Source organism: Acrocarpospora corrugata (assembly GCF_009687845.1).
Classification (GTDB): Bacteria; Actinomycetota; Actinomycetes; order Streptosporangiales; family Streptosporangiaceae; genus Acrocarpospora; species Acrocarpospora corrugata.
The window spans coordinates 1-23944 of record NZ_BLAD01000108.1 but is presented as its reverse complement, the minus strand read 5'-3'; the positions used below and the strand labels follow the sequence as shown (position 1 = coordinate 23944).

Here is a 23944-nt window from a genome sequence, read left to right as displayed (position 1 = left end):
ATAGATCGAGAGCCCGCCCTTCTCGCGAGGGCGGGCTTTCACGCCGTGTTGCGGGCGTAGATGAGGCGCAGGCCGATCAGGGTCAGCCAGGGCTCGTGCTCGTCGATGGTTCTGGCCTCGCTGACCACCAGCGGCGCGCCTGGGCCGGTCGCGACGACGGTCACGTCCTCGGGGTCGTCGGCCAGTTCGGCGGTCATCCGGTTGACGATGCCGTCCACCAGGCCGGCGAAGCCGTAGATGATGCCGGACTGGAGGGCCTCGACGGTGTTCTTGGCGATCACCTGGCGGGGGCGGATCAGTTCCACCTTGTGCAGCTGGGCGCCGGCCGTGGCCAGCGCGTCCACCGAGATCTCCAGGCCGGGGGCGGTCACCGCGCCGACGTACTCACCGCGGGCGGAGACGGCGTCGAAGGAGGTGGCGGTGCCGAAGTCGACGATGACGCAGGGGCCGCCGTACAGGGTGGTGGCGGCCAGGGCGTTGACGATGCGGTCGCTGCCGACCTCTTTGGGGTTGTCCATCCGGACGGGGACGCCGGTGCGCACGCCGGGTTCGACCACGACGGTGGTGACGTCGCCGTAGTACCGGCGCGACATTTCCCGCATCTCGTTCAGAACCGATGGAACGGTCGAACAGATAGCCAGCCCACCGATGTCCGCATTTTTCAGGATCGGGGATTGGGACAGCAGGCCCTGCAGGACCACCGCGATCTCGTCGGCGGTCCGGCGCGGGTCGGTGGCGATCCGCCAGTGCTCAAGGACCTCGTCACCCTCGAACAGGCCAAGCACCGTGTGGGTGTTGCTGACGTCGATGGTGAGCAGCATCCCCTGATTATGCACCACGAAGATCCAAAGCAATATCGAGAGCGGGCGCGGAATGTGTGAGCGCGCCCACGGCCAGGTAATCCACGCCGGTCTCGGCGACCGCCCTGGCCACGTCCAGGGTGAGGCCGCCGCTGGACTCCAGCCGGGCCCGCCCGCCGACCAGCCGGACCGCCTCCGCCAGCTCCGGGACGGTGAAGTTGTCGAGCAGGATCTCGTCGGCGCCCTCGGCCAGCACCGGCTCGATCTGGTCGATCCGGTCCACCTCCACCTCGATGGTGATGTCGGGGTAGCTGCTGCGGACCGCCCGGAAGGCCTCGGCCACGCCGCCGGCGGCCACCACGTGGTTGTCCTTGATCAGGGCGGCGTCGTACAGGCCCATCCGGTGGTTGACGCCGCCGCCGCAGCGGACCGCGTACTTCTCCAGGGCGCGCAGGCCGGGGAGGGTCTTGCGGCTGTCCCTGACCCTGGCGCCGGTGCCGTCGATGGCGCGGACCCAGTGGCGGGTCTGGGTGGCGATGCCGGACAGGTGGGTGAGGAAGTTGAGCGCGGTGCGCTCCATCGTGAGCAGGGCCCGGGTCCGGCCCCGCACGACCAGCAGCACGTCGCCCCGGTGGACCTCGTCGCCGTCCTGGACCAGGCGCTCGACCGTGAGCCCGGCCAGTTTGAACACGGTCTCGGCGACCGGGAGGCCGGCCACCACGCCGTCGCGGCGGGCGACCACGTCGCCGACCGACTCCTGTCCTGCCGGGATGGTCGCGGCCGAGGTGACGTCCTCGCCGTCGGCGAGGTCCTCGCGCAGCGCGACCGCCACCAGGCTCTGTACGTCACGGGGGTCCAGGCCGTCCGGGGCTTCCATGGCGAGTTCGCCCTTCTCGTCGAGGATCAGGTCGAGGTGGCGGAGCCACCGGTCGTCGCGGCGGTCGGGGTGGTCCTCCCGCCAGTGCGAGCCGCGGGTCTCCTCGCGCAGCCCGGCGGCGAGGGTCATCGCGGTGGCGACCAGGTGCAGGTTGGTGGCCTCCCAGGACTCGGTGCAGGGCTCGACCGCGACCGGGGTCCAGCGGGCGTCGGCCAGCGCGCGACCGACCGTGGCCAGTGACTCGCGGCTGCGCAGCACCCCTGCGCCCTGGCTCATGAACGCCTGGATCCGGCCCCGGGCACGCGGGTCGACCAGGCCGTTGTCATGGCCGATCCTCCGGATCGGCGCGTCGGCCGCTTTGCGGCCTGTGTCTTCCCTCGTCTCTCCGGGTCGCTTCGCTCCCCTGCGTTCCTCAGTCCAGACACAGGCGCGACCGACGGGGCGGTCGTCGGCGGGGTCCCCGGGCGTGCGCCGTACCGCGATCAGGTCGGAGGCGATGCGTTCGGCGAAGACCAGGCCCTCCAGCAGCGAGTTGGAGGCCAGGCGGTTGGCGCCGTGCACGCCGGTGCAGGCCACCTCGCCGCAGGCGTACAGGCCGGGCACGGAGGTCCGGCCCCGCAGGTCGGTACGGACCCCGCCGCTGGCGTAGTGCGCCGCCGGCGCGACCGGGATGAGCTCGGTGACGGGGTCGATGCCGTGCTCGCGGCAGACCGCCAGAATGGTGGGAAACCGGGCCTGCCACTTCTCCGGCCCGAACTGCCGAGCGTCCAGGTACACATGCTCTGTCCGGGTTTCGGCCATCCGCCGCATGATGGCCTTGGCCACCACGTCCCGCGGCGCCAGATCGGCGAGCTCGTGCACGCCCGCCATGAAGCGCTCCCCGGCCGCGTCGACCAGCACCGCGCCCTCGCCGCGCACGGCTTCGGAGACGAGCGGCTGCTGCCCGGTCGAGTCCTCGCCCAGCCAGAGCACGGTGGGATGGAACTGGACGAACTCCAGGTCCCTGACCGTTGCCCCGGCCCGCAGCGCGAGCGCCACCCCGTCGCCGGTGGAGACGACCGGGTTGGTGGTGGCCGCGAAGACCTGCCCCATGCCGCCGCTGGCCAGAACCACGGACCCGGCCCGAATCGCGCCGACGCCGTCCCTGGCGCCCTCGCCCATCACGTGCAGGGTCACCCCGCAGGCGTCGCCGCGGGCGTCCTTGAGCAGGTCGAGCACCAGCGCATGCTCGATCACCTCGATCCTGGGCTCGTGCGCGGCCGCCTCGATCAGGGCCCGCTGCACCTCGGCCCCGGTGGCGTCGCCGCCCGCGTGCACGATCCGGTTGCGGCGGTGGCCGCCCTCCCGGGTCAGCTGGAGCTCCCCGTCGGCGTCCCGGTCGAACCGCGCGCCGTGCTCCATCAGCCGCTTGAGCGCGTCGGGGCCCTCGGTGACCAGCACCCGGACGGCCTCCTCGTCGCACAGCCCGGCCCCCGCCAGCAGCGTGTCCCGCAGATGCTCGGCCGGGGTGTCCTCCGGGTCGAGCACCGCGGCGATGCCGCCCTGCGCCCACTGGGTGGAACCGGCGGAGAGCACGTCCTTGGTGACGACGAGCACCCGGCCGACCGGCGAGAGCTCGGTATATCGAAGCGCGACGGTCAGCCCCGCGATCCCCGACCCGACCACGACCACGTCCGCCGTCACCGTCCAACCGGGTGCGGGTGCGGTCAGCTTTCTCGGCATGGTGGTCATCGCGAGCCCCTTTCGTCAATATGACGATAACGCCTCGCGCGGCCCTGATACTTCCCGGGGCACCCGCCCCCGCATAACTCCAGGTCAGCCCAGATCGAGCAGCACGTTGTCGATCAGCCGGGTGGCGCCCACCTTCGCGGCGACCGCCAGGATCGCCTCACCCCGGTGCTTCTCGGTCACCTCCGTGAAGGTGGCCGGGTCGACCAGCGCCAGGTAGTCCAGCAGCAGCGGCGGATCCAGCCGCGCCGCCGTCTCCAGCACGGCCCGCGCCGCCTCCTTGATCCGGTCCGGCTCCCGCTGTACGGCTCCCGCCCGCAACGCCTTCGACAGCTGCAACGCGGTGACCCGATCGTCCGGCGACAGGTACCGGTTCCGGCTGGACAGCGCCAGTCCGTCGGCCTCCCGCACGGTGGGCCCGCCCACGATCTCGATCGGCAGGTCCAGATCGGCGACCATCCGCCGGATCAGCGCCAGCTGCTGCGCGTCCTTCTGCCCGAACACCGCGACGTCCGGCTGCACCAGGTTGAGCAGCTTCAGCACCACGGTCAGCACGCCGTCGAAATGGCCTGGCCGAAACGCCCCTTCGACCACCGTGCCCATCGCCCCGGCGGACACCGCGACCTGCCGGTCGGGCAGGTACATGTCGGCCACCGCCGGCGCGAACACCACCCGCACGCCCTCCGCCGCGCAGACCTCCAGGTCCGCCTCGAAGGTCCGCGGATAGCGGGAGAAATCTTCATTCGGCCCGAACTGCAGCGGGTTCACGAAGACGCTGACCACCACCTGGTCGGCCTGCTCGGCGGCCAGCCGGATCAGCGACCGGTGGCCCTCGTGCAGCGCCCCCATGGTGGGGACCAGCGCGTAGCGCCCCGGCCCGATCGCCTCCCTGGCCTTGCCCAGCTCGGGCCGGTTCCCCGCGACGATCACGTCCATATGTTGCCTCCCAGAGCGTCCAGCAGCAGCTCGGCGGCCTCGGGCTTCAGCAGCCCGGCGGCGAGCGCCCGGTCCGCGGTGAGCCGGGCGAGCACGATGTAGGCGTCGGCGGCCTCCGGCGCGGCCAGGATGAGCGCGTCCACGTGCTTGCGCACGGTTCCTGCGTCGCCGCGCACCACCGGTCCTGTCAGGCCGTTGATGCCGAGCCGGAGCACGTTGTCCAGGGCCGCGCCGAGCAGCGGCCCGAGCATGCGCCCCGGATGTTCCACCCCGATCCTGGCGAGCAGGTCCTGCGACTCGGCGACCAGGGTGACCATGTGGTTGGCCGCCCCGGCGATGGCCGCGTGGTAGAGCGCGCGGTCGGCGTCGGCGATCCAGACCGGCTCGCCGCCCATCTCGATCACCAGCGCCTCGGCCACCGGCCGCAGCGGCTCCGGCGCGGTCACCCCGAACGAGCAGCCGGTCAGCCGGTTCAGGTCGTCCCCCCGGCCGGTGAAGGTCATCACCGGGTGCAGCGCCAGCGGCACCGCGCCCGCCTCGACCGCGGGCCCGAGCACCCCGAGGCCGAACGCCCCGCTGGCGTGCACGAGCAGCTTGCCGCGCAGATCGGCGCCGGTCGCGGCCAGCCCGGAGACCAGGCCGGGCAGCACGTCGTCCGGCACGGTCAGCAGGACCAGCTCGGCCCGCTCGATCACCTTCTCTGGCCTGGTCAGCGCCACGCCCAGCGTTTCGCTCGCGCGCCGCTGGGACGCGTCGGAGACCCCGCTGGCGGCCACCACTCGATGGCCGGCCTGCATCAGCGCGGCCCCGAGAACGGAACCCACTCGACCGGCTCCGAGCACCCCGACGGCCAATCGTGCGGGGCGATCGCTTGTGTCCATGCCGTCCTCCCGGTCGCCAGCGTAACGGGGAGGGGTGAATAACCACGGCAAGGGGAGTGGGCGCGGGCCCTGGTGTCCGTTCGATCACCGGCGCCCGCACCCCCGCCAGAACCGGTCATCCGCCGACTGACCGGCCCCTTCGGCAAGAATCTCCTTCGTCGTGAACAGCCGGACCGCGCCCGCTGGGGGAGCGGGCCGGGACAGCCGCCGACGTTGGCAACGCTACCGCAAAGAATGCACAGATTGTGGCCAGCCAACCACTCCGCGTGTCGCGATATGGTCAACCGTTGTGTGGGTCAGATGGCGAGAGGCGATGCGCCAGGCGCTGTACGGGGCGGACGGTTTCTACCGGCGCGAGCGCCCGCATCGGCACTTCCGGACCTCGGTGCACGCCTCGCCCGCGTTCGGGGCGGCCGTGACCCGGCTGCTGGCCGAGGTGGACGGGCGGCTCGGCGGGCCGCCGGTGGTCGAGTTCGTGGACATGGGCGCCGGTGACGGCCGGCTGGCCGCGCAGGTGCTGGCGGGGGCGCCGCCGGAGCTGGCCGGGCGGTTGCGGGTGACGGCGGTGGAGGTGGCGCCACGGCCGGAGGGGCTGGACGAGCGGGTTCGGTGGGCGGCCGCCGTACCGGCCGGGGTGACGGGGTTGATCTTCGCCAACGAGTGGCTGGACAACGTGCCGGTGGACGTCGCCGAGTGGACGCCGGACGGGCCCCGGCTGGTGCTGGTCGATCCGGAGACCGGGGAGGAGCGGCTGGCCGAACTGGACCGGAAGGATCGGGACTGGCTGGAGCGGTGGTGGCCGGACGGGGAGCGGGCCGAGATCGGGTGGACCAGGGACGAGGCGTGGGCCGGGCTGGTGGACCGGCTGGCCGCGGGGATGGCGGTGGCCGTGGACTACTCGCATCTGCGGGCGGCCCGGCCGCCGATGGGGACGTTGATCGGGTATCGGGACGGATCGTGGGTGCCGCCGGTGCCGGACGGGTCGTGTGACCTCACCGCGCATGTGGCGCTGGACGCCTGCGGGGGCGAGCTGACGACGCAGCGGGAAGCCCTCCGCCGCCTGGGCGTGAGCGGCGGGCGGCCACCGCTCGACCTGGCGAAACAGGATCCCGCCGGATACCTGAGAGCGCTCTCGGCGGCCACCGGGGCGGCCGAGCTGATTGACAGGGAAGGGCTGGGCGCCTTCGGCTGGCTCACCCGGATACGGTAAACAGTGTGGAGATCGAACAGACTGCGCTGCCAGGTATTGGGCTCAAACACGAGTTCACCACCCACAGCGGCCGAAGGATCGGTGTCGTCTCGCACCGCACCGGCCGCCGTGACCTCATCATCTACGACAAATCCGATCCTGACCGCGCGTGCGAGAACGTGCAGCTCAACGACGACGAAGCCGACGCGCTGGTCGAGCTGCTCGGCGCGCCGAGGATCGTGCAGCGCCTCAACGACCTGCATCGCGAAGTAGAGGGCCTGATGAGCGTGCAGCTCCCGATCAGCCCCGGCTCTCCCTACGACGGGCGGTCACTGGGCGACGCCAGGATCAGGACCAGGACGGGCGCCTCGGTGGTCGCCGTGGTCCGCAGCGGCCAGGTCAACGCCAGCCCGACGCCCGACTTCCAGTTCCTGGCCGGGGACGTGGTCGTCGTGGTGGGCGACGAGGACAACACCGCCGCCGTCGCCGACATTCTCACCGACGGATAGGCCGCCGCGTGCCCGCACTCATCACCTCTACCGAATCGGTCGCGATTCTCTTCCTCGAACTCGGCGGGGTCATTCTCGCCCTCGGCCTGCTCGGCGCGTTCGCGCTGCGGGTCGGCATCTCCCCCATCCCGTTCTACCTGGTCGCCGGGCTCGCGTTCGGCCACGGCGGCGTGCTGCCCCTGGCCACCAGCGAGGACTTCATCGCCGTCGGCGCCGAACTGGGCGTCATCCTGCTGCTGCTCACGCTCGGCCTGGAGTACAACGCCGACGAACTGGTCACCAGCCTCAAGAGCAACGCCCGCGGCGGCCTGGTGGACCTGATCCTGAACGCCGCCCCCGGCGCGATCGCCGCGCTGCTGCTCGGCTGGGGCCCGGTGGCGGCCGTGGCCATGGCCGGCGTGACGTACGCCACCTCCTCCGGCATCACCGCCAAGGTCCTGTCCGACCTGGGCTGGATCGGTAACCGGGAGACCCCCGTGGTGCTCTCGCTGCTGGTCTTCGAGGACCTGACCATGGCCCTCTACCTGCCCATTCTGACCGCGCTGCTGGCCGGGGCCGGGCTGCTGACCGGTTCGCTCACGGTGGCCATCGCGCTGGGCACGGTCACCGTGGTGCTGGTGATCGCCCTCAGGTTCGGCAACCTGATCGAGAAGTTCGTGGCCAGCCCCAACTCCGAGGTGCTGCTGCTGAAGGTGATCGGCCTGGCGCTGCTGGTGGCCGGGATCGCCCAGCAGCTCCAGGTGTCGGCGGCGGTCGGCGCGTTCCTGGTGGGCATCGCCCTGTCCGGCGAGCTGGCGCACGAGGCGCGGGCCCTGCTGATGCCCATCCGGGACCTGTTCGCCGCCGTGTTCTTCGTCTTCTTCGGATTGCAGACCGATCCGGCGAAGATCTGGCCGGTGGCCGGGCTGGCGCTGGCGCTGGCCCTGGTCAGCATGATCACCAAACTGTTCACCGGCGTGTACGCGGCCCGCCGGGCCGGAATCGGCCGGGCCGGCCGGGTCCGGGCCGGGATCGCGCTGATCCCGCGCGGCGAGTTCAACATCGTCATCGCCGGGCTGGCGGTGGCGGCCGGCGCCCATCCCGATCTGGGCCCGCTGGCCGCCGCCTACGTGCTGATCCTGGCCGCCTTCGGGCCGCTGGCGGCGCGGGCGATCCAGCCGCTCGTCACCGCCATCGCCAACCGCGCCTAGACCGTCACCCGCAACGCCTGGAGGCCGCGGATCACATAGCCCGGCTTCCAGGCGGGCTCCTCGACGAGCTCCGGTTTCGCGTCGAGGAGCGCGCCGAACGACTCGATCAGCTCGATCCTGGCCAGCGGCGCGCCCAGGCAGAAGTGAATGCCCGCGCCGAACGAGATGTGCGGGTTGTCCACCCGGCCGACGTCCAGCAGGTCCGGGTCCCTGAACACCTCCGGGTCACGGTTGGCGGAGCCGAACAGCAGCGCGACCTCCACGCCGCGCGGGATGGGCACGCCGCCGACCTCGACGTCCTCCAGCACCCAGCGCTCGAACATCTGCAGCGGGGTGTCCCAGCGCATCAGCTCCTCGACGGCGGTCGGCAGCAGCGACCGGTCCTCGCGCAGCCGGGCCAGCTCGGCCGGGTTGCGGAACAGCGACCACCAGCCGTTGCCGGTGACGTTCACGGTGGCCTCGTGGCCGGCGTTGAGCAGCAGCACGCAGGTGCCGATCAGCTCGTCCTCGGTGAGCCGGTCGCCCGCGTCGACGACCTGGGCGAGCGCGCTGATCAGGTCGTCGCCCGGCTCGTCCCGGCGGGCCCTGCTGAGTTCGCGCAGGTACTCGCCGAACTCGCGGGCGGCGCGGACGGCCGTGTGCTGGACCTCCAGGCTGGGGCTGAGCTCGTACATGCCGCAGATGTCGGCCGACCAGGGCCGCAGCAGCGGGCGGTCCTCCTCGGGCACGCCGAGCATCTCGGCGATCACGGTCACCGGGAGCGGCTCGGCCACCTCGGCGATCAGGTCGCCGCCGCCGCGTTCGACCAGGCCGTCGGCGAGTTCGCGGGCGATCCGCCGGATCCGGGGGCGCAGCGACTCGACCATCCGGGGGGTGAACGCCTTGGAGACCAGGCGGCGCAGCCGGGTGTGCACCGGGGGTTCGACGTCGAGCATGCCGGCCCGGATCACCCGCCAGAACGGCTCCTGGAACTCCGGCTCGGGCTGCTGGCCGAACGCCTCGTGGGTGGCCGTGTGCAGGTACGAGCGGCCCAGCCGCCGGTCCCGGAGCAGGGCGTTCACGTCGGCGTGCCGGGCGACCAGCCACTGCCCGGTGGGTTCGAAGAAGCTCACCGGGCTGCTGGTGCGCAGCTCGGCGTACGCGTCGTAGGGATGGGCCACGAATGCCGGATTCCAGGGATCAAACCTCACAAATCACATGGTAGGTGGGTGGTCGTCCGGCGCGGCTCGGTGGGTTATAGTTCCGCATTAGGTCATGAGTGCCAGCGCACAGCCCCGGCTTGCTGGCCGGCAACCCTCGCGTCCGCGGCGGGGTGCCCCGGGTGAGGACCAGGTCCGTCGCGGGGTGCGGCGGGCAAGCGCGTGGCCTCTGGAGGCGTTATGTCCGCCCTGCTCTCTCTTGACGTCCCGGTGCGCGACGGCGCGCTGGTCCCCTACGCCAACCTCGACTACGCCGCCAGCGCGCCCTGCCTGGAGTCGGTGCGGGACGCGGTCGCGGCGGCGCTCCCCGCCTACTCCAGCGTGCACCGCGGCGCGGGATACGCCTCCCAGGTCACCACCGCCCGCTACGAGCAGGCCCGGCTCACCGTCAAGGCGTTCACCGGTGCCCGCCCGGACGACGCGCTGGTGTTCACCCGCAACACCACCGACTCGATGAACCTGCTCGCCCGGAGCCTGCCGGCGGGCACCACGGTCGTCGTCTTCGCCACCGAGCACCACGCCACCCTGCTGCCCTGGCCCTCCCCCGTACGGCTGTCGCCCCCCGCCCTGCCCGGCGAGGCGGTCCGGGCCGCCGACGAGGCGCTGGCCGCGATCGAGGGCCCCGCGCTGCTGGTCGTCACCGCGGCCTCCAACGTCACCGGCGAGCTGTGGCCGATCGCCGGGCTGGCCCACATCGCGCACCGGCACGGCGCCAGGATCGCCGTGGACGCCGCCCAGCTGGTGCCGCACCGGCAGCTGAACATCGCCGCCCTCGATCTCGACTACGTCGCCTTCTCCGGCCACAAGCTGTACGCGCCCTTCGGGGCCGGGGTGCTGGTCGGGCGGCGGGACTGGCTGGCGGCGGCGGAGCCGTACCTGAAGGGCGGCGGCGCGGTGCGCGCGGTCGGCGACGAGGCCGAATGGAGCACCGACGCGGAGGCGCGGCACGAGGCCGGGACGCCCAACGTGCTGGGCGCGATCGCGCTGGCCGCCGCCTGCGACCACCTGACCGAGACCGGCTGGCCCGCGCTGATCCACGAGGAGGAACGCCTGCTCGGCCGACTGCGGGCCGGCATCGCCGCCATTGACGGCGTGCACGAGCTGGCGCTGTGGCCGGCCGATCATCCCCGGGTCGGGATCGTCTCCTTCGTCGTGGACGGCAGGACCGCCAGGGAGGTGGCCGAGACGCTCTCCGCCGAGCACGGCATCGGGGTGCGGGACGGCAAGTTCTGCGCGCACCCGTTCGTCCGGCACCTGCTCGGCGTCGGCCACGGCGGCTGCGACGACTCCGGCGGCGCGGTCCGCGCCTCCATCGGGATCGGCAGCACCGACGAGCACATCGATCGGCTGCTGGCCGCCCTGCGCGCCTGTTCGTGATCGACCGCGCGTGGGAGCATGAAAGCGTGAGCGAGCCTAAGGAGATCGTCGTCGGGGTCGGCGCGGGGGCCTCGGCCGTGCCGGGCAAGGAGCTCGCCACCGAGGACATGGTGCTCAACATCGGGCCGCAGCATCCGTCCACGCACGGCGTGCTGCGGCTGCGGCTGGCCCTGGACGGCGAGCGGATCGCGACCGCGGAACCGATCATCGGGTACATGCACCGGGGCGCCGAGAAGCTGTTCGAGGTGCGCGACTACCGGCAGATCATCGTGCTGGCCAACCGGCACGACTGGCTGTCCGCGTTCGCCAACGAGCTGGGCGTGGTCATCGCGGTCGAGCGCATGCTCGGCATGGAGGTCCCGGTCCGGGCGGTCTGGGCGCGCACCCTGCTGGCCGAGCTGAACCGGGTGCTCAACCACCTGATGTTCCTCGGCTCCTACCCGCTCGAACTCGGCGCGATCACCCCCGTCTTCTACGCGTTCCGGGAACGGGAGACCATCCAGGCCGTGATGGAGGAGATCTCCGGCGGGCGCATGCACTACATGTTCAACCGGGTCGGCGGCCTCAAGGAGGACCTGCCGCTCGGCTGGCTGGAGCGCACCGGCCGGGCCGTCGCCGACGTGCGCCGCCGGCTGCCCGACATCGAGAACCTGATCATGGGCAACGAGATCTTCCTGGCCCGCACCACCGGCGTCGGCGTGCTCGACCGCGAAACCATCCTGCAGTACGGCGTGAGCGGCCCCATCGCCCGCGCCTCCGGCGTGGACCTGGACCTGCGGCGGGACGAGCCCTACCTGGCCTACGGCGAGCTGCCGGTGAAGGTCGTCACCCGCTCGGCCGGCGACTGCCACGCCCGCTTCGAAGTCCTGCACGACCAGCTGAAGGTCTCCCTGGACCTGGCCGACGCCTGCCTGGAACGCCTCCGCCAGCTGCCCCCCGGCCCGATCAACCAGCGCCTGCCCAAGATCCTCAAAGCCCCGGAGGGCCACACGTACGCGTGGACCGAGAGCCCCCTCGGGCTCAACGGCTACTACCTGGTCTCCCGCGGCGAGAAGACACCCTGGCGGCTCAAACTGCGCAGCGCCTCGTTCAACAACGTCCAGGTGCTGCGCGAGATGCTGCCCGGCAACCTGCTCGCCGACATGGTCGCCATCCTGGGCTCGATGTTCTTTGTAGTCGGCGACATCGACAAGTAGCAGTGTTTATGGTCGATCCTCCGGATCGACGGCTCGGCCGCGCCTGTGTCTTCCCTCGTCTCTCCGGCCGCTTCGCGACCTGCGTTCCTCAGTCCAGACACAGGCGCGGCCGAGCTATTCTTCGTCCCGCTTGGTCTTGTCGGGCACCCGGCAGGCGAATTCCAGGAACAGGGCCGCGCAGATCAGCAGCACGCAGGCGACGAAAGAGCCGCCCGCGATGAACGCGTCCTGGCGGGGGTCCGGGACGTCGATCATGGCCAGGGTGTGGATGACGAAGCCGCCGAAGATGCCGGCGAAGACCGCGCCCGCGTTGGCGGTCGCCTTCGCCAGGGCGGCCAGGCGGGCCACCGCCAGCGGTTCGACCGGCCGGGTGCCCTCCTTCCTGGCGATCCTGGCCCGGGTCAGCACGCCCGTGTAGCCCTCGCCGATCGCCAGGATGAGCAGGGTCGGGATCGCTGTCCACGGCAGCGCCGGCAGCGTGTGGTAGACCTGCTTCAACATCCCCCAGGTGAGGATGGCGAAGACGACTACCAGGCCGACCAGGACGCCGGGATTGCTGGGCTTCACGGGGGCGCTCCTACGCGGGGGGCTGTAGCGAGAGGTCGGCGCGGAGCCGTACCCCGCTCTGGTCGAGGTCGGCGAGCAGGGCCACCACCAGGCCGTGGCCGGGCAGGATCGCGCCCCGGTCGGCCTGCGCCCACGGGACCAGCACGAACGCGCGCTCGTGCGCGCGCGGATGCGGCAGGGTCAGCTCCGGGTCGTCGCTGGTCAGCTCGCCCACCATGATCAGATCCACGTCCAGAGTGCGCGGGCCCCAGTGTTCGGCCCGCCGCCGGCCGAAAGCGTCCTCGATGCTGTGCGCCCGTTCCAGGATCGAGAGCGGCTCCGGCATGCCCTCGGCGATCACCACCGCGTTCAGGAACGCCCCCTGGGCCGGGCCGCCCACCGGGTCGGTCTCGTACACCGGCGAGACCGCCACGAAGGTCAGGCCCGGGGCGTCGAACAGCGCGTCCACCGCGCCCTGCAGATTCTCCAGCCGGCGGCCCAGGTTGCTGCCGAGGGAGAGCACGACCCTCACGTGCGGGACCTCCGCACGGTCACCACCACGTCCGCGAACGGCACCGGAATCGGCGCGGCCGGCTTGTGCACCCGGATCTCGGCTTCCGCCACCACGTCATGCTTCAGGCACGCCTGGGCCAGCCGGTCCGCGAGCGTCTCGATCAGATTGACCGGCTCGCCCGACACGATCGCGGCCAGCTCCCCCGCCAGCGCGCCGTAGTCGACCGTCCTGGTCAGGTCGTCGGTCGCCGCCGCAGGGGCGGTGTCCAGAAAGAGGGTGGCGTCCACGACGAACTCCTGGCCGAGCTCCCGCTCAGCCGGCAGGCAGCCGTGCCGCCCGCGCGCCCGGACCCCCCGCAGGGCCACGCTATCCATCGTTCTCCTCCTCGTCGTCGGTCTGCAGCACCGGCGAGCCGTGGTGATGCCACAGCCGCCAGCCTGTCGGCGTTCTGACGTAGGTGTTGGTCGCCACCACCCGGCCGGCCGCGAACCCCGTGTCGTCCGAGTCGGCCGCGGTCAGGATGTTCTCCGCGCAGGTGAGCACGGCCACGTCCCCCAGCACGGTGGTGTTCACATCGGTCAGCACGAACTGGATGTACGGCGTGTTCGCCATGATCAGCGCCCACGACCTGAGCACCTCGGAACGCCCGCTCAGCAGCGGCCAGCCCGGATGCACGCACATCGCCACCCGGTTCCCGGCGTCCTCCACCCAGATCTCGGACATCCGATCCAGGTCGGCGCTCTCAATCGCGGCGTAAAACGCCTGATTGACATCCTCAACGTCCTTCATCTGCGCCCCTCGCCGGTCGCGGATCTCTGGCCGCCCTTCCACGCCGCGGCGACCCGCACCGCGTCCGCGTTGGGCCTGACGTCATGCACCCGGACGCACCAGGCGCCGTCCCGGGCGGCGAGCGCGGTGACCGCCAGGGTCGCGTCGTCGCTCCGGTCGAAGGGTCTCGGTTCACCGTCCCGATCGGCGAGCAGCCGTCCGAGGAACCGCTTGCGGGACGCCCCGATGATCAACGGGTGTCCCAGGTCACGCAGGCGTGCCATCCCGGCCAGCAACTCCCAGTTGTGTTCGGGATGTTTGGAGAACCCCAGGCCGGGGTCAAGAATGAGCTGATCTTCCCGGACGCCCTCGGCCAGCACCGAGTCGATCCGCTTGCGCAGCTCCTCGGCCACCTCGGTGACCACGTCGGCGTAGATGGCCCGGCTCTCCATGTCCCGGCTGTGCCCGCGCCAGTGCATCACCACATACGGCACGCCCGCCGCGGCCACCACCCGCGGCATCACCGGATCGGCCAGGCCGCCGCTGACGTCGTTGACCAGCCGGGCCCCCGCCTGGACGGCCATCTCGGCCACCTCGGCCCGCATGGTGTCCACGCTGACCGGGACGCCCTCCTGGCTGAGGACCCTGATCACCGGTTCGATCCGGCGCAGCTCCTCCGCCAGCGGGACCCTGGCCGCGCCCGGCCGGGTGGATTCGCCGCCGACGTCCACGATGTCGGCGCCCTCGGCCACCAGGTCGAGCCCGTGCGCGACGGCGGCGTCCACGTCGAACCAGCGGCCGCCGTCGGAGAAGGAATCGGGGGTGACATTGACCACGCCCATGACCAGGCAGCGCCCGGGATCGGGCAGACCCGGCACGGTCCCCGTGGTCATGTGTCGCTCCTCACCTGGTCGTGAACCCCAAGCCTAGGCGCTCCCCCGCCGCCGTCAGTCGCGCGGGTACGGCCTCCGGATAACGATCCCGATTCCGAAGGCCGTCAGCGGGCGATGATCAGGGACATCGCCTCGGCGCGCGTCTTGTCGTCGTCGCGGAAGATCCCGCGCACGGCCGAAGTGATCGTCTTGGCGCCCGGCTTGCGCACGCCGCGCATGGCCATGCACATGTGCTCGGCCTCCACCACGACGATCGTGCCGCGCGGCTGGAGCACGTCCATCAGCGCGTCGGCGATCTGGGAGGTCATGCGCTCCTGGACCTGGGGGCGGCGGGCGAACACGTCGACCAGCCTGGCCAGCTTGCTCAGGCCGGTCACCTGGCCCTTCTCGTTCGGGATGTAGCCCACGTGGGCGACCCCGTGGAAAGGGACCAGGTGATGTTCACAGGTGCTGTAGACCTCGATGTCGCGGACCAGCACCATCTCGTCGTGGCCCGCGTCGAACACCGTGGTGAGCACGTCCTCGGGAGTCTGGCCGAGCCCCGCGAACTGCTCCGCGAAAGCTCGGGCCACCCGGGCCGGGGTGTCGAGCAGGCCGTCTCGGTTGGGATCCTCCCCGATGGCGAGGAGGATCTCACGGACGGCCCGCTCGATCCGGGGGTGGTCGACCCGCAGCGGCACTTGCTACGCCTCGTCCTTCGTCGGAGTCGAAGGCTGCTGAGACATGGTCGCGGCCGGCAGCGCGGCGGGGGAGCCGTTGCTGCCGTTGGCCAGTTCCTTGGGGGTGATGACCGGCGGACGGTCGGAGGGGAGACGCTTGCCGTACCCCGCGTACGACGGGCGCTTCTCCTTGGTCACGATCGGGGCGAAGATCTCCAGCACCTGGGCGCGGGAGAGGGTCTCCTTCTCCATCAGCTCCAGCACCAGGTTGTCCAGCACGTCCCGGTACTCGACCAGGATCTCCCAGGCCGTGTCGTGGCCCGCCTCGATCAGGCGGCGGACCTCGTCGTCGATCGTGGAGGCGATCTGCTCGGAGTAGTCGCGCTCGTGGCCCATCTCGCGGCCGAGGAAGACCTCGGCGTTGCCGGAGCCGAACTTGCGCGCGCCGAGCTTCTCGCTCATCCCGTATTCGGTGACCATGCGGCGGGCGATGGTGGTCGCCTTCTCGATGTCGTTGGAGGCGCCGGTGGTGGGCTCGTGGAAGACGAGCTCCTCCGCGGTCCTGCCGCCCAGCAACATGGCCAGTTGGTCGTTCATCTCCGAGCGGGTGGCCAGGAACTTGTCCTCCATGGGCAGCGTCATCGTGTAACCGAGGGCGCGGCCGCGGGACAGGATCGTGATCTTGTGAACCGGGTCGGAGTTGGGCAGCGCGTGGGCCACCAGGGCGTGGCCGCCCTCGTGGTACGCGATGATCTTCTTCTCCTGGTCGGACATGACCCGGGACTTGCGCTCCGGCCCGGCCATCACCCGGTCGATGGACTCCTCCAGGATCTCCATCGTGATCAGCTTCTGGTCGTTACGGGCGGTCAGCAGCGCCGCCTCGTTGATGACGTTGGCCAGGTCGGCACCGGTGAATCCGGGCGTGCGCCGGGCGATGATGTCCAGGTCGACGCCCTCGGCGAACGGCTTGCCGCGGCCGTGCACGTTGAGGATGCCCTTGCGGCCCTCCAGGTCCGGACGGTCCACGGTGACCTGACGGTCGAACCGGCCGGGACGCAGCAGCGCCGGGTCCAGGATGTCGGGGCGGTTGGTGGCGGCGATCAGGATCACGCCGCCCTTGACGTCGAAGCCGTCCATCTCGACCAGCAGCTGGTTCAGCGTCTGCTCGCGCTCGTCGTGCCCGCCGCCGAGACCGGCGCCACGGTGGCGGCCCACCGCGTCGATCTCGTCGATGAAGATGATCGCCGGAGCGTTCGCCTTGGCCTGCTCGAACAGGTCGCGGACCCGGGAGGCGCCGACGCCGACGAACATCTCCACGAAGTCGGAACCCGAGATGGAGTAGAACGGCACTCCGGCCTCACCGGCGACCGCCCTGGCGAGCAGGGTCTTGCCGGTGCCGGGTGGACCGTAGAGCAGCACGCCCTTGGGGATCTTGGCGCCGATGGCCTGGAACTTGGCCGGGGCCTGCAAGAACTCCTTGATCTCCTGGAGTTCCTCGATGGCCTCGTCCGCGCCCGCCACGTCGGCGAAAGTGGTCTTGGGGGTGTCCTTGGTGATCAGCTTGGCCTTGGACTTCCCGAAGTTCATCACCCGGGAGCCGCCGCCCTGCATCTGGTTCATGATGAACAGGAAGATGAGGACGATGATCACGATCGGGAGGAAGCTCACCAGCAGGCTGACGAGGAAGTTCTCCCTCGGCACGTCGACGGTGAACCCGTCCTTGACACTGCCCGCCTTCTTCTGCGCGGCAAGCTGGTTGACCAGCTCCACGCCCTGACCGGTCACCCAGGGGGCCTGGATGCGCTTGGTCAGCTTGGCGTCCTTACCCGCCTTGACGTCGTTGACGAGGGTCAGCTCGATTCGCTGTTCCTTGTCGATGACCTTTGCGTTCTGGACATTACCGGCCTGGATCTGCTCCATCGCCTGGGACGTGTCAGCCGCCGTGTAGTTGCCTTCACTATTGAACAGCGTGGCGACCAGCAAGAGGAGCACGACGATGCCCAGGATCCACAGCAGTGGCCCACGTGTAAATCGCTTGAGATCCATCCGTTGCGGAACCCTGGCGGGCCCGTCCCTTCCCTGACTAAGGCCTGTCCCCCCTCGCGAGAAGGGGGTCGCGACATCTTCAGCCGCTTCAACTGACTACCCAGAGCTGTCCCTGCGCTATCAGAAGGTACACCGACCTGGCCGCACAGGGTCACCGCCCGGCCAGGCCCGGTATTGCCTTCCAACGTACGTCAGGGATCGCCGTGTTCCCCGACCTGGGAGCAAATAACGCTTGTGAGGCGGGACACTTCGCTCAGGGCTTACTCGCCACCGTAGACATGCGGGGCGAGCGTGCCTATGAACGGCAGGTTCCGGTACTGCTCCGCGTAGTCGAGCCCGTATCCGATGACGAACTCGTTCGGGATATCGAAACCAACATATTTCACATCGATCGGCACTTTGACCGCATCCGGTTTACGAAGCAGCGCGCAGATCTCGGCGGAGGCCGGATCACGCGACTGGAGGTTGTTCATCAGCCACGACAGGGTCAGGCCGGAGTCGATGATGTCCTCGACCACCAGGATGTGGCGGTCGGCGATGTCGGTGTCCAGGTCCTTGAGGACGCGGACGACGCCGGAGGACTTGGTGCCGGCACCGTATGACGACACGGCCATCCAGTCCATCTGGACGGGCACGTGCAGCGCCCTGGCCAGGTCTGCCATGATCATCACGGCGCCTTTGAGGACCCCGATGATCAGCAGGTCCTTCCCGGCGTAGTCCGCGTCGATCTGGCCGGCAAGTTCCTTGATCTTGGTCTGGAGCTCGTCTTCGGAAATGAGGACGTTGGACAGATCTCTGCCCATGTCGGCTGCATCCACCTGCGGATTCCTTACGAGAGGTTGCTGGCGAATATCAGGGTGCCATACCGCCGCACCGCCCCGACCCCGCCGGGTAGATCAACGGCCCGCTGGCCGCGCCACTCGGTGACCAGGCGTTCCACCTCCTCGATGTGCACGGCCGCCAGCGCGCTCGCGGTCGCCCCCGCGGCCACGGCCGCCCGCTGGATCACCCGCCGCCGCACCGCGCCGGGCAGCCGCGCCAGCACGGCCACCTCCAGCCCCGCGCCGAGCCCGCGTGCCTCCGCGTAGGCAGCGTCCGCCCAGTCGTCCAGCGCGTCCGCGTCGTCCCGGCACAGCCTGGCGGTCCTGGCCAGCGCGGCCACGATGCCCGGCCCCAGCGCCTGCTCCAGGGCCGGCAGGGCATCCGCCCGCACCCGGGCCCTGGTGAACGCCTGATCGGCGTTGTGCGGGTCCTGCCACGGCTCCAGGCCCAGCGCGGCGCAGGCCTGCTCTGTCCTGGTACGGCTGAGGCCAAGCAGCGGGCGCCGATATCGGCCGAACCGGTCCGGCATGCCCGCCAGCGACCGGCTGCCGCTGCCTCGGGCCAGCCGCATCAGCACGGTTTCGGCCTGGTCGTTGAGGGTGTGGCCGAGCAGGACGGCGGTCGCGCCCAGGTCGTCGGCGGCCTGGTCCAGGGCCTGGTAGCGGGCCTGCCTGGCGGCAGCCTCCAGGCCCCCGTCCCGGCCGACCGTGACGGTCAGCTGTGCGGCGGGGGTGAGGCCGAGGCCGGGCGCGAGCCGTACCAGCCGGTGGGCGCGCTCCGCCGAGCCGGGCTGCAGGCCGTGATCGACGGTGAGCAGCCCGGCGCGCAGCCCGAGCCGGGGCGCGGCGAAGCCCAGGCAGGCGGCGAGCGCCAGCGAGTCGGCGCCGCCGCTGCAGGCGACCAGCACGAGCGCGCCGGACTCCAGGTCGGCGAGCGAGCCACGGATGGCCCGGCGCACGTCGGCTACGGCAGGATGCGGCCCCATACCGCTATCTTGGCCACTCGGTCAGTCCTGCGGGTGCCCGTTGGGGTGCTGGCCGTTCGACGGGGGCAGCGCGCCGGAGCCCAGCACCCGGCGCATCCAGGCGTCGGGGTCGGCGATCTCCTGGCGGGTGGGCAGGGTGTTCGGCGAGGTCCAGACCCGGTTGAAGCCATCCATGCCGGCCTCGGCGACGACCGCCTTCACGAAGACGGAACCCTCCGCATACTGCTTCATCTTGAGTTCGATGCCGAGCAGGCGTCGGATGATCTGGTCCATCCGGGAGCCGCTGCCGCGACGGCGCTGGAACTTGGCCCGGATGTCGGCGACGGACGGGACCACCGAGGGGCCGACCGCGTCCATGACATAGTCGCCGTGGCCCTCGACCAGGGTCATCACGGCGGTGACCCGGTCCAGGATCTCCTTCTGCTCGGGCGTCTGGATGGCTTCGATGATGTTGCCGTCGCCGCCCTTGAAAGCGTCGGCGACCGCGTCCGTCACGTCCCGCAGCCGGTTGAGCAGGGTGGAGAGGTCCAGGTCGGCGATGGTGAGGAACTCGGTCATCTGGGACTGGAGATACTCCCGCAGCCACGGCACGCCGGTGAACTGCACCCGGTGGGTCTCCTCGTGCAGGCAGACCCAGAGCCGGAAGTCGCGCGGGTCCACGCCGAGTTCGCGCTCGGCGTGCACGATGTTCGGGGCGACCAGGGTCAGCCGGCCGGTGGGCGCGTTGCCGTCCGGGTCCGGCGGCAGGAACAGCTCATACTGCCCCAGCACCCGGGAGGCCAGGAAGGCCAGCACGGCGCCGACCTCGACGCCGGTGATCCGGGAGCCGACCGCGCTCACGATGCCGGGCATGTTGCTGCCGACCTTGTCGGTCAGCGGCTCCAGGACGACCTTGAAGCCCTCCACGTTCGCCCGGATCCAGCCGGGACGGTCGACTACCGTGGCCTCCTCCGGCGGGGCCGAGTCGATGCCGGTGAACTCCTTCACGTGGCCCTCGGCCTCGCGGGACAGCCGCCGGAGTTCGGTCACCGCGTGCTTGGCCTCGTCCCGGCTGACCTGCGGCCCCGGGCGGACCAGACGCACCCCGGTGGCGACGGCGAGGTCCCAATCGATTACTGCGGCCATTGGTCGCTCACCGCTCCTCGTTAGCTGCGTTGCGCATTTCCCCCACCGTATGTCCTGCCGTTACGCCGCGCGCGACACGATGGTGGCGAGCTTGTCAAGAGCCGCCACCGCCTGCGCCGGGTTGGCGACGTCGTTGGCCATGAAGGCGAAACTCAGCAGCCGGCCGTCGACGGTGTAGACGAGGCCGGTCAGCGTGTTCACTCCGTTGAGCGTGCCCGTCTTGGCGCGGACCAATCCGGCCCCGGCCCGCGAGTCGGACTGGTCGTATCTGTCGTGGAGGGTGCCGGTGTATCCGGCCACCGGCAGGCCGCTGACCAGGGTGTGCAGCTCCGGGTGGGCCGGCGAGGCGGCCAGCGAGATCAGTTTGGCCAGCGCGGCCGGGGTGATCCGGTTGCGGGTGGACAGGCCGCTGCCGTCGTGCACCTCGATGCCCTGGTCGGCGCCGAGCCTGGCCAGCACCTGGTGCACGGCCTGGGCCTGGCCGACGAAGGTGTGCGGCTGGTTCTCCTTGATCGCGACCTGCCGGGCGAGCGCCTCGGCCAGGTCGTTGTCGCTGAGCGTGAGCATGCGTTCGACCAGCTGGTAGAGCGGGGCGGACTCGACCCTGGCCAGTTCTGGGGAGGTCGGCCTGACCACGCCCGGCCGGATGTTGTCGTTGACCTTGATGCCGTTCTTCTCCAGCAGCTCGGCGAACGCGGCGGCGGTCGCCTGCGGCGGGTCCGCGGAGCGGGCGTCGTTCCCCGGCGTGACCCGGCCCTCGTCCATGGCCAGCGCCGTGACCGGGGCCGCGCTTCCCTCCGGCACGTACGTCGGCTTCCACCCGGGCGCGATCTTCGAACCTTCGAACAGGGAGGCGTCGTAGCGCAGCGAAACCGAGGTGATCTTCGCTTCCTTGAGGGCCTTCGAGGTCCGCAGCGCGAGGGTGGCCAGCGACGCCGGGCGCGGATAGACGCGCTCCTTGGGGTCCGCCTTGGGCCCCGCGAGCGTCGGGTCGCCGCCGCCGACCAACGCGATCGTGGTGCCGCCCGCGCGGATCACCTTCGTCACCAGCCGGGCGTCCGGGCCCAGCGAGGCCAGCGCGGCAGTGCCGGTGACGACCTTGGTGGTGGAGGCCGGGGTGAGCGCGGTCGAGGCGTCGGAGTCGAACAGGGTTTCGCCGGTCTTGGTGTCGAGCACCGCGCCCGCCACCTTGCCGCCCATCGAGGAGTCACCCAGGGCATCGCCGAGGAGCCCGGCCAAAGTACCCTTGGCCGGGAGAGGTCCGTCCGCCGCGGCGTCCAGCACGGGGCCCGCGGTGACGATCGGGGTGGGAGTCGGTTTCGGTGCCGCAATCGAGACTGGCAGCTGTTCGGTGCCGTGTGCGATCACGTAGACGCCCACGGCGATGGCGAACACCTGCAGCAGGGCAAGGGTGATCAACACCACCCAGCGCTCGCGTCGCACCACGTGACCTCTTCCTGATATACGCCCACCAAATAGGATCCATGACCCCTGGGCCACCCATGATGGCCCAGGTCACGCGTTTCTTATTAAACGAGACACTAATGCCACCCCGGGGCCGCCCGGAGTGCTGAGCGGAGGAACCGCAGTGGAATTCGACGTCCTCGTTGAGATTCCCAAGGGGCAGCGGAACAAGTACGAAGTGGACCACGCGACCGGGCGCATCCGCCTGGACCGCATGCTGTTCACCTCCACCCAATACCCCGCAGACTATGGCTTCATCGAGAACACCCTCGGCGAGGACGGCGACCCCCTCGACGCCCTCGTCCTCCTCCAGGAACCCACCTTCCCCGGCTGCCTGATCCGCTGCCGCGCCGTCGGCATGTTCCGGATGACCGACGAGAAGGGCGGCGACGACAAGGTCCTCTGCGTCCCCTCCACCGACCCCCGGATGGAGCACATCCGCGACATTCACCACGTCCCCGAGTTCGACCGCCTGGAGATCAAGCACTTCTTCGAGGTGTACAAGGACCTGGAGCCCGGCAAGTCAGTCGAAGGCGCGAACTGGGTCGGACGGGTGGAGGCCGAACTCGAAGTCGAACGCTCCATCAAGCGCGCCCAGACCGAACTGAAGCACTGACCGATCGTCCATCGCTCGGGTTCGTCGGAGTGGCCTTCGGAGGAGGACGGCCACAACCTGACGGCTCTGACATTCACGGGCGAACCTGGGGCCCGAACGGCTCCAGGACTCCGCGGGCTAGCCTGCGGGCATCCGAGAGGTGACTCTGGGATGTCATTGGCGGGCCCGCGGACATCGAAGGTCAGGCGGGGCGGGTGGCGCCGACGAGGTCGCGGCGCCAGATGGACGCGATGCGCACCACGTCTCCCGTTTGGGGGGCGTGGACCATCTGGCCTCGGCCGATGAAGATGCCGACGTGGTGGATGGTGCCGGGGTCGCCGGAGACGCGGCCGAAGAAGAGCAGGTCGCCGGGGCGGAGGTCGCCCAGGGGGACGTGCGGGCCCGAGGTCCACTGGGTGCCGGTCCAGTGGTCCAGGCCTATTCCGGCGCGTTCCCAGGCGCGCATGCTCAGGCCGGAGCAGTCGAAGCTGCCCGGACCGTCGGCCGCCCACACGTAGGGTTTGCCGAGCTGGCCGAGCGCCCACTGGGCCGCGACCCCGCCCATTCCGGCTGAGGCGGCCGACGCGGTGCGCGCCCATTTGGGGGCCGACGTCGAGCCCACCCGGAGGCTCGCCTGGCGTTTGGCCTCGCGGGCCCGTTTCATGCGCTCGACCTTGGAGCGGGCGGCGTCCAGCTGCTCGACCAGGTCGCTCTTCTCGGCTTTGATCGACTTGGTCTCGTCGAGCTGGTCTTCGACCGCCTCGGCCGCGGCCTCCTTCAGGCGTTCGGCCTCGTCGGCGGAGGCCTGGCGTTCCGCCAGCGCGTGCGCCGCCTGGGCCTGCAGGATGGCCTGGACCTGCTGCGCGTCATGGAGCTTCTTCATGATCGCCGACTGCTCGTCGCTGAGCTGGCTGAGCAGGCTGGCCCGGCGCAGGAACGAGGCCCCCTCGCCGACCACCGCGACGACCGGCTGGTTCACGTCCAGCCGGCCGTAGGTGTCGGCCGCCATCGCCGCCACCTGGCGTCTGGCCATCTCGACCTGCGCCTGCGCGCCCTGAAGGTTCGCGGTGAGCGCCTCGTGGCGGGTGTTCGCGGCGCGCAGCCGGACCAGTTCGCCGTTGTACGCCTCGACGAGGCGTTCCGCGTGGCCGGCGAGTTCCTGGAGCCGGGATTCGGCCGTGGCCAGGTCGAGCTGGGCGCGGTTGAGCTCACGCGAACGCTTCGCGACCTCGTCCTTGGCCTCCGCGATGTCCGACTTATCGGGCTCGGCGGCGACCGGCGAACCGCCCACGGCGAAGCCGAGAACGCCGATCAAAGCGATCAACATCGACCTGCGGAGTGGCATTACAGTCCCCTTCCGTCCCTCTGATCACACCGTTCCCACTGATCACCCTGTGCACACATATTGCTCACTCACAGTAATCACAGCAGGCGGGAGATCCAGGGCCGGATACCCGTGGCGGGCGGGACGGGACCACGCGGATAGGTGAAAACGGGAACGTCGTCGCCATAACCGGCCCGCAACTCGGCGGCCTTACACCAGTCCGTCGCGGTACGGCAGGCCGCCCAGGCCACCGAGAGCGCGGGCCTGGCCTCGGGGTGCCGATCGTGAATCTGGGCGAGCCGCGCGAGCTCAGGATCCACC

The 23944-nt window shown here is 70.7% G+C and carries 24 protein-coding genes and 1 riboswitch; of the genes, 6 read left to right on the top strand and 18 right to left on the bottom strand.

What is annotated here, in order from left to right; translation table 11 throughout:
• Positions 1–38: 38 nt before the first annotated feature.
• From Acor_RS38255 to Acor_RS38240, 4 genes are all read right to left on the bottom strand, one after another.
• Complete coding sequence (locus Acor_RS38255) at positions 39–821, bottom strand: type III pantothenate kinase (protein WP_155341659.1); 783 nt, start codon at positions 819–821, stop codon at positions 39–41.
• 7 nt (positions 822–828) lie between these two features.
• Entirely contained in the window at positions 829–3408 is a 2580-nt protein-coding gene (locus Acor_RS38250) for an L-aspartate oxidase (RefSeq protein ID WP_155341658.1), read from the bottom strand.
• A gap of 84 nt (positions 3409–3492) precedes the next feature.
• Positions 3493–4341, bottom strand: coding sequence for a pantoate--beta-alanine ligase (gene panC / locus Acor_RS38245; protein ID WP_155341657.1), 849 nt, complete (start codon positions 4339–4341; stop codon positions 3493–3495).
• Positions 4332–5222, bottom strand: coding sequence for a Rossmann-like and DUF2520 domain-containing protein (locus Acor_RS38240; protein ID WP_155341656.1), 891 nt, complete (start codon positions 5220–5222; stop codon positions 4332–4334). Before Acor_RS38240 ends, panC begins: the two co-directional genes overlap by 10 nt.
• A 313-nt stretch (positions 5223–5535) precedes the next feature.
• Between Acor_RS38240 and Acor_RS38235 the strand changes: the two genes are divergently transcribed.
• The 3 genes from Acor_RS38235 to Acor_RS38225 are packed head-to-tail and all read left to right on the top strand — an operon-like array spanning position 5536 to position 8110.
• A complete protein-coding gene (locus tag Acor_RS38235; RefSeq protein WP_155341655.1) occupies positions 5536–6432 on the top strand; it encodes an SAM-dependent methyltransferase in 897 nt (298 codons plus the stop codon).
• Positions 6433–6437: 5 nt separating this feature from the next.
• Positions 6438–6920 (top strand): cation:proton antiporter regulatory subunit, encoded by a 483-nt coding sequence (locus tag Acor_RS38230; RefSeq protein ID WP_155341654.1) that lies wholly within the window; start codon positions 6438–6440, stop codon positions 6918–6920.
• 8 nt (positions 6921–6928) lie between these two features.
• Positions 6929–8110, top strand: coding sequence for a cation:proton antiporter (locus tag Acor_RS38225; protein WP_246239712.1), 1182 nt, complete (start codon positions 6929–6931; stop codon positions 8108–8110).
• Here Acor_RS38225 and Acor_RS38220 read toward each other — a convergent pair.
• Positions 8107–9300: a cytochrome P450 gene (locus Acor_RS38220; RefSeq protein WP_155341653.1), complete on the bottom strand. Its 1194-nt coding sequence runs from the start codon at positions 9298–9300 to the stop codon at positions 8107–8109. The genes Acor_RS38225 and Acor_RS38220 overlap by 4 nt on opposite strands.
• Before the next feature lie 60 nt (positions 9301–9360).
• Positions 9361–9476, top strand: a riboswitch (SAM riboswitch).
• Between the two features lie 13 nt (positions 9477–9489).
• Between Acor_RS38220 and Acor_RS38215 the strand changes: the two genes are divergently transcribed.
• Both Acor_RS38215 and Acor_RS38210 read left to right on the top strand, forming a co-directional pair.
• Positions 9490–10686 (top strand): aminotransferase class V-fold PLP-dependent enzyme, encoded by a 1197-nt coding sequence (locus Acor_RS38215; protein ID WP_155341652.1) that lies wholly within the window; start codon positions 9490–9492, stop codon positions 10684–10686.
• A gap of 26 nt (positions 10687–10712) precedes the next feature.
• Positions 10713–11882, top strand: coding sequence for an NADH-quinone oxidoreductase subunit D (locus Acor_RS38210; protein WP_155341651.1), 1170 nt, complete (start codon positions 10713–10715; stop codon positions 11880–11882).
• A gap of 114 nt (positions 11883–11996) precedes the next feature.
• On the opposite strand, the gene Acor_RS38205 is transcribed toward Acor_RS38210, so the two are convergent.
• From Acor_RS38205 to dacB, 11 genes are all read right to left on the bottom strand, one after another.
• The gene (locus Acor_RS38205; RefSeq protein ID WP_155341650.1) at positions 11997–12449 is read right to left on the bottom strand and encodes a DUF3180 domain-containing protein; all 453 of its coding nucleotides are present in this window, start codon (positions 12447–12449) and stop codon (positions 11997–11999) included.
• Between the two features lie 10 nt (positions 12450–12459).
• The gene (folK, locus tag Acor_RS38200; protein WP_155341649.1) at positions 12460–12960 is read right to left on the bottom strand and encodes a 2-amino-4-hydroxy-6-hydroxymethyldihydropteridine diphosphokinase; all 501 of its coding nucleotides are present in this window, start codon (positions 12958–12960) and stop codon (positions 12460–12462) included.
• On the bottom strand, positions 12957–13316 hold the full coding sequence (gene folB / locus Acor_RS38195; RefSeq protein ID WP_155341648.1) for a dihydroneopterin aldolase: 360 nt from the start codon (positions 13314–13316) through the stop codon (positions 12957–12959). The genes folK and folB overlap by 4 nt, the downstream gene beginning before the upstream one ends.
• Positions 13309–13731 (bottom strand): nuclear transport factor 2 family protein, encoded by a 423-nt coding sequence (locus Acor_RS38190; protein WP_155341647.1) that lies wholly within the window; start codon positions 13729–13731, stop codon positions 13309–13311. Before Acor_RS38190 ends, folB begins: the two co-directional genes overlap by 8 nt.
• On the bottom strand, positions 13728–14603 hold the full coding sequence (gene folP, locus Acor_RS38185; RefSeq protein ID WP_155341646.1) for a dihydropteroate synthase: 876 nt from the start codon (positions 14601–14603) through the stop codon (positions 13728–13730). Before folP ends, Acor_RS38190 begins: the two co-directional genes overlap by 4 nt.
• A gap of 104 nt (positions 14604–14707) precedes the next feature.
• Complete coding sequence (folE, locus tag Acor_RS38180; RefSeq protein WP_155341645.1) at positions 14708–15283, bottom strand: GTP cyclohydrolase I FolE; 576 nt, start codon at positions 15281–15283, stop codon at positions 14708–14710.
• A gap of 3 nt (positions 15284–15286) precedes the next feature.
• Complete coding sequence (ftsH, locus tag Acor_RS38175; RefSeq protein ID WP_155341644.1) at positions 15287–17308, bottom strand: ATP-dependent zinc metalloprotease FtsH; 2022 nt, start codon at positions 17306–17308, stop codon at positions 15287–15289.
• 260 nt (positions 17309–17568) lie between these two features.
• Positions 17569–18126 carry a hypoxanthine phosphoribosyltransferase gene (hpt, locus tag Acor_RS38170; protein ID WP_246239710.1) on the bottom strand — a complete coding sequence of 186 codons (558 nt, stop codon included), beginning with the start codon at positions 18124–18126 and terminating at the stop codon, positions 17569–17571.
• Between the two features lie 11 nt (positions 18127–18137).
• Positions 18138–19115, bottom strand: a complete 978-nt coding sequence (tilS, locus tag Acor_RS38165) for a tRNA lysidine(34) synthetase TilS (RefSeq protein ID WP_155341643.1) — start codon at positions 19113–19115, stop codon at positions 18138–18140.
• Positions 19116–19136: 21 nt separating this feature from the next.
• Entirely contained in the window at positions 19137–20240 is a 1104-nt protein-coding gene (locus tag Acor_RS38160) for a zinc-dependent metalloprotease (protein WP_155341642.1), read from the bottom strand.
• Between the two features lie 60 nt (positions 20241–20300).
• Positions 20301–21686: a D-alanyl-D-alanine carboxypeptidase/D-alanyl-D-alanine endopeptidase gene (dacB, locus tag Acor_RS38155; RefSeq protein WP_246239707.1), complete on the bottom strand. Its 1386-nt coding sequence runs from the start codon at positions 21684–21686 to the stop codon at positions 20301–20303.
• Between the two features lie 142 nt (positions 21687–21828).
• Between dacB and Acor_RS38150 the strand changes: the two genes are divergently transcribed.
• Positions 21829–22320, top strand: coding sequence for an inorganic diphosphatase (locus Acor_RS38150; RefSeq protein WP_170317297.1), 492 nt, complete (start codon positions 21829–21831; stop codon positions 22318–22320).
• Positions 22321–22501: 181 nt separating this feature from the next.
• Here the strand turns inward: Acor_RS38150 and Acor_RS38145 are convergent, their stop codons facing one another.
• Together Acor_RS38145 and Acor_RS42630 are read right to left on the bottom strand one after the other, a co-directional pair.
• Complete coding sequence (locus Acor_RS38145; RefSeq protein ID WP_155341640.1) at positions 22502–23626, bottom strand: C40 family peptidase; 1125 nt, start codon at positions 23624–23626, stop codon at positions 22502–22504.
• A gap of 95 nt (positions 23627–23721) precedes the next feature.
• A partial coding sequence (locus Acor_RS42630; protein WP_170317296.1) for a hypothetical protein occupies positions 23722–23944 on the bottom strand: 223 nt, incomplete at its 5' end.

Excerpts from the sequence above, each read along its gene's own strand:
- Acor_RS38235 (WP_155341655.1), top strand. The coding sequence starts at position 5,536 with ATGCGCCAGGCGCTGTACGGGGCGGACGGTTTCTACCGGCGCGAGCGC.
- tilS (WP_155341643.1), bottom strand. The coding sequence starts at position 19,115 with ATGGGGCCGCATCCTGCCGTAGCCGACGTGCGCCGGGCCATCCGTGGC.
- Acor_RS38250 (WP_155341658.1), bottom strand. The coding sequence starts at position 3,408 with ATGACCACCATGCCGAGAAAGCTGACCGCACCCGCACCCGGTTGGACG.
- folP (WP_155341646.1), bottom strand. The coding sequence starts at position 14,603 with ATGACCACGGGGACCGTGCCGGGTCTGCCCGATCCCGGGCGCTGCCTG.
- folB (WP_155341648.1), bottom strand. The coding sequence starts at position 13,316 with ATGGATAGCGTGGCCCTGCGGGGGGTCCGGGCGCGCGGGCGGCACGGC.
- Acor_RS38255 (WP_155341659.1), bottom strand. The coding sequence starts at position 821 with ATGCTGCTCACCATCGACGTCAGCAACACCCACACGGTGCTTGGCCTG.
- ftsH (WP_155341644.1), bottom strand. The coding sequence starts at position 17,308 with ATGGATCTCAAGCGATTTACACGTGGGCCACTGCTGTGGATCCTGGGC.
- Acor_RS38190 (WP_155341647.1), bottom strand. The coding sequence starts at position 13,731 with ATGAAGGACGTTGAGGATGTCAATCAGGCGTTTTACGCCGCGATTGAG.
- panC (WP_155341657.1), bottom strand. The coding sequence starts at position 4,341 with ATGGACGTGATCGTCGCGGGGAACCGGCCCGAGCTGGGCAAGGCCAGG.
- Acor_RS38215 (WP_155341652.1), top strand. The coding sequence starts at position 9,490 with ATGTCCGCCCTGCTCTCTCTTGACGTCCCGGTGCGCGACGGCGCGCTG.
- Acor_RS38240 (WP_155341656.1), bottom strand. The coding sequence starts at position 5,222 with ATGGACACAAGCGATCGCCCCGCACGATTGGCCGTCGGGGTGCTCGGA.
- Acor_RS38145 (WP_155341640.1), bottom strand. The coding sequence starts at position 23,626 with ATGTTGATCGCTTTGATCGGCGTTCTCGGCTTCGCCGTGGGCGGTTCG.
- Acor_RS38160 (WP_155341642.1), bottom strand. The coding sequence starts at position 20,240 with ATGGCCGCAGTAATCGATTGGGACCTCGCCGTCGCCACCGGGGTGCGT.